The following is an 11,954-nucleotide window of genomic DNA, read 5'->3' as shown; positions in this document are numbered from 1 at the left end:
GTTCAATCTGAGCCATGATCAAACTCTTCAATTTAAAGTTTGATGCTCATCGAATTAAACTTCGTAATGAATTACGTGTTCACCCGTGAGACTTGGTATTCATTTTTTGTCCGAAGACATCAAGAATCCATGTCACCTGAGTGCCCACACAGATTGTCTGATAAATTGTTAAAGAGCAGTTGCGACGCGGCTTTCAGCGCTTCGTCACGAGGTGGCGTATATTACGCTTTCCTCTTTCAGAGTCAATCCTGATTTTCAGGATTTTTCTCTTCAACCGACCCGGCTGTTTGTGTGAAGTGATTCACATCTGCCGTGTCGATGGAGGCGCATTATAGGGAGTTCTCCGCACCCCGCAATAGAAAAATGACATAAAAATGACTGATCGCTGCATTCCACAGCAAAATGCGGCTTTATACCCATTTACACACAGACTTATCCACAATCCGGTAAAAGGCTAAAAATTCGCGAGCGCTACGCAAACGTTTTCGTTACAATGCCCGCGCAAAAATCGTGAGCCTTACATGGGGTGTTAGCTAAGTTTTAGGATCGTAAAGGATCCAAAAATTCATCTAATGCTCTCTGTTCAAGTCAAATCCAGGGGATTTACCATGCAACAACGTCGTCCAGTCCGCCGCGCACTGCTCAGTGTTTCTGACAAGGCCGGTATTGTCGAATTCGCACAGGCGCTCTCTCAGCGTGGCGTAGAACTGCTCTCTACTGGCGGAACCGCTCGTCTGCTGGCAGATAAAGGTCTGCCGGTGACTGAAGTCTCCGACTACACCGGTTTCCCGGAAATGATGGATGGACGCGTAAAAACCCTGCACCCAAAAGTGCACGGCGGCATCCTCGGTCGTCGCGGCCAGGATGACGCGATCATGGCAGAACATGCGATCTCGCCGATCGATATGGTTGTTGTTAACCTTTATCCGTTCGCCCAGACCGTCGCCCGTGAAGGTTGCTCGCTGGAAGATGCAGTAGAAAACATCGATATTGGTGGCCCAACGATGGTGCGCTCTGCGGCGAAGAACCATAAAGATGTTGCCATCGTAGTAAAAAGCAGCGACTACAGCGCCATCATTAATGAAATGGATGCGAACGAAGGCTCGCTGACGTTAGAAACCCGTTTCGATCTGGCCATCAAAGCTTTTGAACACACCGCCGCTTACGACAGCATGATCGCCAACTACTTTGGTAGCCTGGTTCCAGCCTATCACGGTGAAAGTAAAGAACCATCCGGCCGCTTCCCGCGCACCCTGAACCTGAACTTCATCAAGAAACAGGATATGCGCTACGGTGAGAACAGCCACCAGCAAGCTGCCTTCTATATAGAAGAAGAAGTGAAAGAGGCTTCTGTAGCTACCGCACAGCAGTTGCAGGGTAAAGCGCTTTCTTATAACAACATCGCGGATACCGATGCAGCACTGGAATGTGTGAAAGAGTTCAGCGAGCCTGCCTGTGTTATCGTTAAGCATGCAAACCCTTGCGGCGTGGCAGTTAGCGACTCCATTCTTGCGGCTTACGATCGCGCATACAAAACCGATCCGACCTCCGCATTCGGCGGCATTATCGCCTTTAACCGCGAGCTGGATGCTGCCACTGCGCAGGCGATTATCTCCCGCCAGTTTGTGGAAGTGATCATCGCGCCGTCTGCGACAGAAGAAGCGCTAAAAATCACGGCAGCCAAACAGAATGTACGAGTACTGGTCTGCGGCGAGTGGTCGCAACGCATGCCAGGGCTCGACTTTAAACGCGTCAATGGCGGGTTGTTGGTTCAGGATCGCGATCTGGGCATGGTCAGCAACAACGAACTGCGTGTTGTTAGCAAGCGCCAACCGACGGAGCAAGAGCTGCGTGATGCGCTGTTCTGCTGGAAAGTAGCGAAATTCGTGAAATCTAACGCTATCGTTTATGCGAAAGAGAATATGACCATCGGCATTGGCGCAGGCCAGATGAGCCGCGTCTACTCGGCGAAGATCGCCGGGATCAAAGCCGGTGACGAAGGGCTGGAAGTGAAAGGTTCTGCGATGGCGTCTGACGCATTCTTCCCATTCCGCGATGGTATTGATGCCGCTGCCGCTGTTGGCGTGACCTGCGTAATCCAACCGGGTGGCTCCATCCGCGATGACGAAGTGATTGCCGCTGCTGATGAACACGGCATTGCTATGATCTTTACCGATATGCGTCACTTCCGCCATTAATCCACGGAGCAGACAATGAAAGTATTAGTGATTGGTAACGGCGGGCGCGAACACGCGCTGGCCTGGAAAGCGGCGCAGTCGCCGCTGGTCGATACCGTTTTTGTTGCACCGGGCAATGCGGGTACCGCGCTGGAACCGGCGCTGCAAAACGTGGCGATTGGCGTTACCGATATTCCGGCGCTGCTCAGTTTTGCGCAGAACGAGAAAATCGATCTGACCATCGTTGGCCCGGAAGCACCGCTGGTCATTGGCGTAGTAGACGCCTTTCGCGCCGCTGGACTGAAAATTTTTGGTCCAACGCAAGGCGCCGCGCAGCTCGAAGGCTCGAAAGCTTTCACCAAAGACTTCCTGGCACGCCATAAGATCCCGACGGCGGAATACCAGAACTTCACCGAGATTGAACCAGCGCTGGCCTACTTGCGTGAGAAAGGCGCGCCAATCGTCATTAAAGCGGACGGTCTGGCAGCGGGTAAAGGCGTGATTGTCGCCATGACGCTGGAAGAAGCCGAAGCGGCGGTGAGCGATATGCTGGCGGGTAATGCTTTTGGCGACGCCGGCCACCGTATCGTTATTGAAGAGTTCCTCGACGGTGAAGAAGCCAGCTTTATCGTCATGGTCGATGGCGAACATGTTCTGCCGATGGCGACCAGCCAGGATCACAAACGCGTGGGTGATGGCGATACCGGGCCGAATACTGGCGGTATGGGTGCCTACTCCCCTGCACCAGTCGTCACCGATGACGTGCATCAACGTACGATGGAACGCATTATATGGCCGACCGTGCGCGGTATGGCGGCGGAAGGCAATACTTACACTGGTTTCCTGTATGCCGGCCTGATGATCGACAAACAGGGCAATCCGAAAGTGATTGAGTTCAACTGCCGCTTTGGTGATCCGGAAACACAACCGATCATGATGCGCATGCAGTCAGACTTGGTTGAACTGTGCCTGGCCGCCTGCGAAGGCAAACTTGACGAGAAAACCTCCGAGTGGGATGAACGCGCGTCTCTGGGCGTGGTGATGGCTGCCGGTGGTTATCCGGGCGACTACAGCAAGGAAGATGTGATCCACGGCTTGCCGGTGGAAGAAGTGGCAGACGGTAAAGTGTTCCACGCGGGCACTAAACTCTCCAGCGACGACCAGGTGCTGACCAACGGCGGCCGCGTACTTTGCGTTACTGCACTAGGTAACACCGTTGCCGAAGCACAGCAACGCGCCTATCAGTTGATGACCAATATTCACTGGAATGGCAGCTTTAGCCGCAAGGATATCGGCTATCGCGCCATCGCGCGCGAGCAGCACTAACGCGACAGCTTTGCCAACAGCGTTTTGCGTGTGATCCCCAACTGCCGGGCGGCTTCGGTTTTGTTGCCGCCCGTTTTCTCCAGCGCTGCCTGTATCACTTCTTTCTCCACCTCCACCAGCGGCTGGATATTATCTCCCGGCAAGGTTTTTATCGGCGTGGTGGCAATCGCCAGCGGTAGTTCGCGTTCAGAGACGAACTCTCCGGTCAGCAGAACGACGGCTCGCTCGATAGCGTTTTCCAGCTCGCGAATATTGCCCGGCCAGTCGTAATGAATCAGCAGATCCATTGCCTGTGGCGTAAACCCTTTCACCCCTTTGCGGTTACGCCCGGCGTAGCGCTGCAGAAAGTGCTCCGCCAGTTGCGGGATATCTTCGCGGCGCTGGCGTAATGCCGGTACCTCGATAGTCACCACGTTCAACCGGTAGTAGAGATCCTGACGAAAGCGTCCGGCACTCACCTCCTGCGCCAAATCGCGGTGCGTGGCGGCGATAAGCCTGACATCGACAGAAATAGTCTGATTACTGCCGACACGCTGCACTTCCCGTTCCTGAATGGCTCGCAGCAGCCGGACCTGCATCAGTGGCGAAATATCGCCAATCTCATCAAGAAACAGCGTACCGCCGTCCGCCTCGACAAAACGGCCCTCCCGGCGCTTGTCCGCACCGGTAAAGGCCCCCTTTTCATGGCCGAACAGCTCTGACTCTAGCAGGGATTCATTGAGCGCCGCACAGTTCAGCGTCACCAGAGGTTTGTCGGCACGGGCGCTGCTGGCATGCAGCGCCCGTGCAACCAACTCTTTACCGGTGCCGGAGTCACCATGAATCATTACCGTTGCGTCCGAAGGCGCAACCATCGCGATATCATTGAGTAAATGCTGCATCGCCGGGCTGCGGCCAACCATACCGAACTGCACCGCCGAAACAGGGGACAACTGGCCCCCTGCCTCACGGGTATGCGCAAGTGCGAGTGCTAACCTTTCCTGCAAGCGGTCAAAATCCAACGGTTTGATGAGGTAATCCAGCGCGCCGCTTTTTATCGCCTCCACCGCAGTTTCAACGCTGGAGTAAGCGGTCATGATCAGCACAGGGATTGCCGGATTCAGCGCCTTAATCTCTTTGAGCGTATCAATACCGTCCATTTCCGCCATCCGCACGTCACAGAGCACCACATCAAAAACATGTTCGCGCACATGGCACAACGCTTCTTTGCCGCTATTGGCAAGCGCAACCTGATAGCCCCAACCGCGCAGCAGCGCCTGTAAAATTGTGCAGTGGCTGACATCATCATCTACCACCAGTACGTCGATGCTCACGTTGCTCATCCCTGTTAGTCCTTCTGCTGTTTTGCTTTCACCGGCAGATAGAGGGTAAATATGGCCCCGCTTCCGGTAACGCTTGTCACCTGAATGGTTCCGCCGTGCTGTTCGATGATGTTTTGTACCACAGCTAACCCTAACCCCGTTCCATCGGCTTTTGTCGTGAAGTACGGCGTAAAAATCACCTGCAGTTGCTCGGGCGCAATGCCTTTACCATTGTCGCGAACCTCAATTTTCACCCGCTGCCCGTCACATTCGCAGGCCTCGACCTGAATCGTCCCCTGATGTCCGATCGCATGGATGGCGTTCAGATAGAGATTCAGCAGCACCTGCGTCAGTCTGTCCGGGTCTGCCTCCACCCGGCACAGGCTGGGGTTGGGAGCAAAGTGCAGCGCAATCTCCCGGCTTTGCGCATCCTGGCTCACCAGTTGCAGCGAATGCGAGATGACGTCGTTCAGATTGACCGACTGCAAAGCCAGATGCGCCGGTTTCACCAGCTCCAGCAGTTCGCTCACCACCCGGTTTAACCTGTCAGCTTCTTTGTCCATCACCTGTGCCAGGGCGTGTGATTCGCCGCCCTGCGGCGTTCGTTCGGCAAAGTACTTCGCGATCCCCTTAATGGACGAGAGCGGGTTGCGGATCTCGTGCGCAACCCCGGCAGCCAAATGGCCGAGCGCCACCAGCTTCTCTTTGCGGTTCATCGCCTCCTGCAGTTGCAGTCGGGAGCGCTGGTAGCGCCGGTACCAAAAAAAGGTCAGTATCGTCGCCAGCAGCACAGCGGCCAGCGCAAAGAGCACGATCAGCGTATTACGCCATTCGCGCGCCTGGGCGGTCACCAGCTCACGGGCGTCAAAGGCGATAAAGATAGCCTGATGCCCAACGTCAGACGGCAGAACGGCATCACAGCGCGGCATTGCATGCTTGCCCGACGTATGAAGCGGCTGGAACACCCGGTAGATTTCCAGCGCGGGCGTCGGCTCAGCCGCCCCCCTGGCGACGTTAATGCGCCGCCAGCGCTCTTGCTCATCCACAGTCAGTGCGCGCATCTCGTCCGGTGAATACAGGGACTTACCTACCTGAGCGGGGTCGCTGTGGGTAATAATGTTACCTCTGGCATCCGTAAGCGCAAACCACAACACGCCAGGCTGGCCCGCCATCTCTTCCAGCAACGTCTGCTGTTGCGCGTAGTGCATCCGCATACCCATGCCGACACGAGAGCCAGACTCCAGCGCACGAATCAGCACGTTGCCTTTTTCCAGCAGCGTCTGACGGGCGGCGGTGCTCTCCCGTCCATAGTCCCGAATCACCATTACCGAGAACAGTGCCACCAGCAGGAACACCACAGCAGGCAATACGCCGCTCAGCCAGCGTGCCGCGCTATCCTTATGTAGACGTATCATGTGCATCCAAACATCCTTTGCTATGTCGATTCCTTTTTCTGAGTAGAAATCATGAGCAGAAATCATGCCACTTTTCCCGCCTGTTAACCCTGCCCCCGGACAAGAACATGATGCCCATGCGAGTAAAAATGACCCGCACTAGCGACCCCGCGGGTCATTTTTACTCGCCTTCACCGTTGTCGCCACGCTCCTGCCCCACACAGGCCGCAGCTTTAACCGCTGGCACGAAGGATGCAATACCGGTAGCAAGACAACGAACAGGAGAATAAACATGAGACAGCATAAACAGATTGGACTGGCACTGGTGACGATGGCGCTGATGGCGATGGGTTCCACTTCCGTCCTCGCCAGCGACAACTGGGGCAATCACGGCGGCATGTGGCAGCAGGGCACCAACTCGTTAACCACAGAGCAGCAGACTGCGGCACAAAAAATCCATGATGGCTACTACGCGCAAACCAGCGCGCTGCGTCAGCAATTGGCGTCGAAACGCTATGAATATAACGCGCTGCTCACCGCCAGCACGCCGGACAGCAACAAAATCAATGCGGTTGCCAAAGAGATGGCATCATTAAACCAGTCGCTGGATGAAAGCCGTGTTAAACGCGATATCGCGCTGGCACAGGCAGGCATACCGCGAGGCGGTATGGGCGACAACCGATGTGGCGGCGGCGGTCATATGGGAGGTATGGGGCACTGGTAAACCGCGCCAGATTTAAAAGGTTTTCTCCTTCGGCTGCCATGTGCAGAAATCTTCATTCGCCACCAACAGCAGTTGTGACCCTTCCGGCGCCTCCAGCCATGCCACGCTCAGCCCCACCGAGGAGTGGCTCTGGCGGCGCTCAATATGGTTTATCGCCTGACTGTCGAGACCGGTTTTAACCGTCTGTCCTTCGCAGGTGGTGACAGTGCCATCCTTGTGCCAGCTTCCCTGATGCAGCTCAACACGCCCCTGGCGCAGCGCATCGCTAGTCTGGCGAATCTGTTCAGCCCGGTAACGATACAGCGCAATCTGGTCGCTGGAGAGCTGCTGCTTCTGCCCATTGACCTCACGCTGCATAAAGCTCAGCTCACCGCGATCGTCAAAACGCACGCGTATATGCTCAGGCGGCTGACTATAAACATTGACTTCAACAAGGGTTAAGGTATCGCCTTGCCAGCGGTATTCGCTGAGGGAAGTGTTGCCGTGATACCACGGACTAAAAGCGGAAAGCAGATGCGTCTCACCGTCGGAATCTTTACGCCAGATCCGCACCGCGCCCTGATCGCCCGCAAAACCACTGGCGGTGAATGGGGGCAAGGAAGTATCGTGGCTACAGGCCGTCAACAACAGCATGCCAGCCAACGTCAATGAGCGACGCCAGAATGACAAAAGGGGCGAAACCGCCCCTTCGATAAAACTGTTCACTGGCACGCTGTCTTACTTAACAGAGTCTTTCAGTGCCTTACCAGAAACAAATGCTGGCACGTTAGCGGCAGCGATTTTGATTTCTTTACCAGTCTGCGGGTTGCGGCCAGTACGCTCAGCGCGGTGGTTCACTTTGAAGGTACCGAAACCAACCAGTTGTACCGCATCGCCTTCTTTCAGAGACTCAGTAATAGCAGCCAGGGTGGATTCCAGTGCAGCTTTTGCCTGCGCTTTAGACAGATCAGCCTTGTCTGCAATTACATCAATCAGTTGAGTCTTATTCATAAGTTATCCTTTCAATGTGTTTATCGCTTGCTAAGCATCGAGTGCGACGGAAATGCCTCAAAAGCACTCTCCTGCATACACGCACCGATAGCCACTTTTTTTCGCCCCCCAAATGTAGACCAGACGGGGGTAGGAAGGGAAGCCTTCCGGCGCGACAAAACTGGCCCTAAATCACGTTTTATTGCCTCATTGCTGCAAATTTATACCAATATTGCTGTCGCCAGCCTCACGCAGGTCTGCGCGTAGCCCTTTAATCAGTTCAATATCACGTTCTTCACTGGCCGCCAAAAGACGGAAAATTTCCCACTGAATATCCCATTCCTGCTCAACGGCGGGGTTCAGCCGCAGTTCTTCGTCAGTCATTTCACGACCCGCCTGAGTCATTTCCAGCATCGCAACGGTGGTGATAGACGTCTTGCTGACCTCAACCGCATGCTCCAGCGTTTCACCACTCAGGCGAGAATGAACCAGTTCGCTCAATGCTACGCAAGCATCAATCGCCGGGTAAACGCCGTACAAATCGTAATCATCGGCAGCCGGAATCGCCTCTTCCAGCTTCTCAAGCTGGCTATCGAAATTCACTTTCGCATCTTTAACGATCTGCGTTTCCCAAATCAGGTCGAGAATACGGCGATAAAGTTGCGCGTCGCCAAACTCCGTCTGCTGGCAGAACATGGCGTAATTGGGATACATGCGCTCGCAAAGACACGCCATAAAGACAACGTGCTGCCAGCTTTCCAGCCGCTCCAGACGCAGGTGAATTGGGTTTTGTAGCATGGTTGTTTCTCAATATCAGTAATGGCGGCAGTTTACCTGATATTGCGCTGGATTTCCTGCCAACGCGAAAACGCGGGCCGCCCGGACGCCACCGCATCCGCCCAGCGCGTCGGTTCAGGCAGCCGGTAACCCTTCATGCAGCGCTGCACCCACGCCAATGCGCTATCCTGGCTGACACGATGCCCGGTCGTGATAAACAGCGGATTGCAGCGCGCTTTACTGCGCCATACCCATGCCAGCTTTTCGCCTTTATCCAGTAGCGGGGCCAGCGCACCCGGCTCATCGGCAAGCGGCTCAAACTTGCCACACAGCCGTTTCTTCGCCACGCCAATCGTCGGCACATCCACCAGCAACCCAAAGTGGCTGGCGACCCCCAGACGACGTGGATGCGAAATACCGTGCCCATCGACAAACAGCAGATCCGGCTTTTGCGACAGTTGTTGCCACGCCACCAGCAGCGCAGGATATTCTCGAAAGGAGAGAAAGCCCGGAATATAGGGCATGGTGGTGGCGATACGCGCCACCTGATATTCGACAAGCTCCAGCGATGGCCAGGCGAGGAGCACCATCGCAGCCCGCGTCACTTCGCCGCCTTGTTCAAACCCGACATCGGCACCGCCGATCAATCGGGGAGGATTGGTATCCAGACGATCCTCATGGATCACCGAAGACGCCAGTTCACGTTGTTGCGCGCGTAATGACGCGAGATCCATACCTCCTCCTTACTGATGCCAGGCGGCCGACAGACGGTGTACCGCCTCGACAAAGACTCCTGCATGTTCCGGCGCGACATCCTGATGGATCCCGTGACCGAGGTTAAACACGTGGCCTTCGCCTTTGCCAAAGCCCGCCAAAATGGTGGCCACTTCCTCTTCGATACGCGCGTGCGGCGCATACAGCATGGAAGGATCCATGTTGCCTTGCAGAGCGACTTTATGGCCCACGCGACGACGCGCATCGGCGATATCGGTGGTCCAGTCCAGGCCCAGCGCATCACAGCCGGTTTCAGCCATCGCTTCCAGCCACTGCCCACCACCTTTGGTGAACAGTGTTATCGGCACACGACGCCCTTCGTTTTCACGCAGCAGGCCATCAACGATTTTATGCATGTAATAGAGCGAGAACTGCTGATAATCGCGTCCGGTCAGCACGCCGCCCCAGGTATCAAAAATCATCACTGATTGCGCGCCAGCGCGGATCTGCGCGTTCAGATACAGCGTGACGCTCTGCGCCAGCTTATCGAGCAGGGCGTGCAGCGTATGAGGCTCGGCGTACATCATTTTTTTGATCACGGTGAACGCTTTACTGCTGCCACCTTCCACCATATAGGTCGCTAGCGTCCATGGGCTGCCGGAGAAGCCAATCAATGGCACTTCGCCTTTCAGTTCGCGGCGAATCGTGCGCACCGCGTTCATCACATAACCCAATTCGTTTTCCGGGTCCGGTATCGGCAGCTTATCCACATCAGCTTTGCTGGTGATGGGCGACGTGAAGCGCGGCCCTTCCCCGGCTTCAAAATAGAGGCCTAGCCCCATCGCGTCCGGCACGGTGAGAATGTCCGAGAAAAGGATCGCCGCATCAAGCTGGTAACGGCGCAACGGTTGAAGCGTCACTTCACAGGCCAGCTCAGCGTTTTTGCACAACGACATAAAGTCGCCTGCTTGCGCACGCGTCGCTTTGTACTCCGGCAAATAGCGGCCAGCCTGGCGCATCATCCATACTGGCGTCATATCTACGGGCTGGCGCTGGAGCGCGCGCAGGTAACGATCGTTTTTCAGTTCGGTCATTTTCAGTTCCTTAAGCGTCAGACCGTAATTGTATCACGTCATTGATCGTCTGCCCGACACATCGCCACGGTGTCTTCAATCAGGCGACGCGCCACTGTGCCCGGTGGCGGCAGTAGCGGCAAGGCGTCATAGCGATACCAGCCCGCATCTAACAGTTCTTTCGGATCAATATGAATTTCACCACTGTCATACTCCGCCATAAAGGCCGTCATCAGCGATTGCGGGAAGGGCCATGGCTGTGAGGTGACATAGCGCAGATTCTTCACCTTGATGCCGCTCTCTTCCATCACTTCACGCGCTACCGCCTGCTCCAGCGTTTCGCCTACTTCAACAAACCCAGCAAGCACAGTGTAGATGCCATTGCGGTGACGGGTATGTTGCGCGAGCAGAATGCTGTCGTCGCGGCGAATCGCGACAATAATGCAGGGGGCAATTTGCGGATAATAACGCTCCCGGCAGTGGTCGCAGAGCATCGCCCACTCGGTTTTGCTCGGGTGCATAGTGTGCCCACAATAACCGCAAAACTGATGCGAGCGGTAAAACTCGGCCAGTTGCACGCCGCGCCCGGCTAACTGGAAAAGACCGACATCCTGATCGATCAGCAGTCGCACGGAGCCCATATCATGTCGACGATTCTGACGAACCATCCACACCGGTTCGCCCTGCCATTCCCCAATGTGAAGCGCACTTTGGCCCACAAGTTCGAAATTTCCTGGCTTACCATGTGGTAATTCTCCACCGGGCAACCATAATTTTTGTTCATGGCTCACGATCCACCAGCCACGATCAGATGCTTCAATAATACGTACCATTGCACTACCTTAGCTTCACTGGCATGTTATTAACATTATTATTACATTTTTATGAACTTACATATTTGCGGAGCCATTTATGCTGAACCAGTTAGAAAATCTGACAGAGCGCGTTGGAGGAAGTAACAAACTTGTCGGCCACTGGCTACTTGTTCGTAAGCAGCTTCTTGTTTCTTACTACAATCTGGTTGGCATTAAACCTGGCAAAGGATCGTACATGCAGCTCAATGAAAAAGCGCTGGACGATTTTTGTCACAACCTCGTGGACTACCTCTCCGCCGGACATTTCAATATTTATGAACGTATCATCAGCGAAATGGAAGGCACCAACCCACTTTTCGCCGCCACGCAACTTTATCCGCAACTCGAAGCCAACACCGTGGAACTCATGAATTACTATGACTCCAGCCTGGAAAACGCCATCAGTGACGACAACTGTCTGGAGTTCCAACAGGCACTATCAGATATCGGTGAAGCGCTTGCCGCCCGCTTTATGCTGGAAGACAAGTTGATTGTGCTGGCATTTGATAACAACCTCAACGAGAGCGCCAATGACGAAAGTGGAATGGCACGCCCCGCTTGAGTTCTTAAGTATTAACGCGTAGTTTAAAATGCAGTCCCCCGTTTTCGGACGGGGTTTTTCTTGTCGGAGTGCCACTGTTTTAC

At 54.9% G+C, this 11,954-nt stretch carries 12 protein-coding genes; 4 read left to right on the top strand and 8 right to left on the bottom strand.

Annotated features, from left to right (window positions below; genetic code table 11):
* Nucleotides 1-608: 608 nt before the first annotated feature.
* Nucleotides 609-2,198, top strand: coding sequence for a bifunctional phosphoribosylaminoimidazolecarboxamide formyltransferase/IMP cyclohydrolase (gene purH / locus BM427_RS24700; protein WP_090127166.1), 1,590 nt, complete (start codon nt 609-611; stop codon nt 2,196-2,198).
* Nucleotides 2,199-2,213: 15 nt separating this feature from the next.
* On the top strand, nt 2,214-3,503 hold the full coding sequence (gene purD / locus BM427_RS24695) for a phosphoribosylamine--glycine ligase (RefSeq protein ID WP_090127164.1): 1,290 nt from the start codon (nt 2,214-2,216) through the stop codon (nt 3,501-3,503).
* Here purD and zraR read toward each other — a convergent pair.
* Together zraR and zraS are read right to left on the bottom strand one after the other, a co-directional pair.
* A complete protein-coding gene (gene zraR / locus BM427_RS24690) occupies nt 3,500-4,825 on the bottom strand; it encodes a sigma-54-dependent response regulator transcription factor ZraR (RefSeq protein WP_090127162.1) in 1,326 nt (441 codons plus the stop codon). The two genes, purD and zraR, sit on opposite strands and share 4 nt — an antisense overlap.
* A gap of 5 nt (nt 4,826-4,830) precedes the next feature.
* On the bottom strand, nt 4,831-6,225 hold the full coding sequence (zraS, locus tag BM427_RS24685) for a two-component system sensor histidine kinase ZraS (protein ID WP_090127160.1): 1,395 nt from the start codon (nt 6,223-6,225) through the stop codon (nt 4,831-4,833).
* A 265-nt stretch (nt 6,226-6,490) separates the two neighbouring features.
* On the opposite strand from zraS, the gene zraP reads away from it, so the two are divergent.
* Nucleotides 6,491-6,922, top strand: coding sequence for a zinc resistance sensor/chaperone ZraP (gene zraP, locus BM427_RS24680; protein WP_090127158.1), 432 nt, complete (start codon nt 6,491-6,493; stop codon nt 6,920-6,922).
* 12 nt (nt 6,923-6,934) lie between these two features.
* On the opposite strand, the gene BM427_RS24675 is transcribed toward zraP, so the two are convergent.
* From BM427_RS24675 to nudC, 6 genes are all read right to left on the bottom strand, one after another.
* Nucleotides 6,935-7,627, bottom strand: coding sequence for a DUF1481 domain-containing protein (locus tag BM427_RS24675; RefSeq protein ID WP_090127156.1), 693 nt, complete (start codon nt 7,625-7,627; stop codon nt 6,935-6,937).
* A 12-nt stretch (nt 7,628-7,639) separates the two neighbouring features.
* Nucleotides 7,640-7,912: a nucleoid-associated protein HU-alpha gene (hupA, locus tag BM427_RS24670; RefSeq protein ID WP_035890328.1), complete on the bottom strand. Its 273-nt coding sequence runs from the start codon at nt 7,910-7,912 to the stop codon at nt 7,640-7,642.
* Nucleotides 7,913-8,098: 186 nt separating this feature from the next.
* Nucleotides 8,099-8,689, bottom strand: a complete 591-nt coding sequence (locus tag BM427_RS24665; RefSeq protein WP_090127154.1) for a YjaG family protein — start codon at nt 8,687-8,689, stop codon at nt 8,099-8,101.
* 32 nt (nt 8,690-8,721) lie between these two features.
* Nucleotides 8,722-9,402 carry a deoxyribonuclease V gene (gene nfi, locus BM427_RS24660; protein ID WP_090127152.1) on the bottom strand — a complete coding sequence of 227 codons (681 nt, stop codon included), beginning with the start codon at nt 9,400-9,402 and terminating at the stop codon, nt 8,722-8,724.
* 9 nt (nt 9,403-9,411) lie between these two features.
* Entirely contained in the window at nt 9,412-10,476 is a 1,065-nt protein-coding gene (gene hemE / locus BM427_RS24655) for a uroporphyrinogen decarboxylase (protein ID WP_090127150.1), read from the bottom strand.
* A 38-nt stretch (nt 10,477-10,514) separates the two neighbouring features.
* Nucleotides 10,515-11,288 (bottom strand): NAD(+) diphosphatase, encoded by a 774-nt coding sequence (nudC, locus tag BM427_RS24650; RefSeq protein ID WP_071921795.1) that lies wholly within the window; start codon nt 11,286-11,288, stop codon nt 10,515-10,517.
* 79 nt (nt 11,289-11,367) lie between these two features.
* On the opposite strand from nudC, the gene rsd reads away from it, so the two are divergent.
* Nucleotides 11,368-11,871: a sigma D regulator gene (rsd, locus tag BM427_RS24645; RefSeq protein WP_090127148.1), complete on the top strand. Its 504-nt coding sequence runs from the start codon at nt 11,368-11,370 to the stop codon at nt 11,869-11,871.
* Nucleotides 11,872-11,954 lie beyond the last annotated feature (83 nt).

Origin of the sequence: Kosakonia arachidis, assembly GCF_900116535.1 — a bacterium.
In the GTDB taxonomy this organism is placed as follows: Bacteria; Pseudomonadota; Gammaproteobacteria; order Enterobacterales; family Enterobacteriaceae; genus Kosakonia; species Kosakonia arachidis.
Note: the sequence above shows the minus strand (reverse complement) of the source record. Positions and strands in the feature narration are given on the sequence as shown.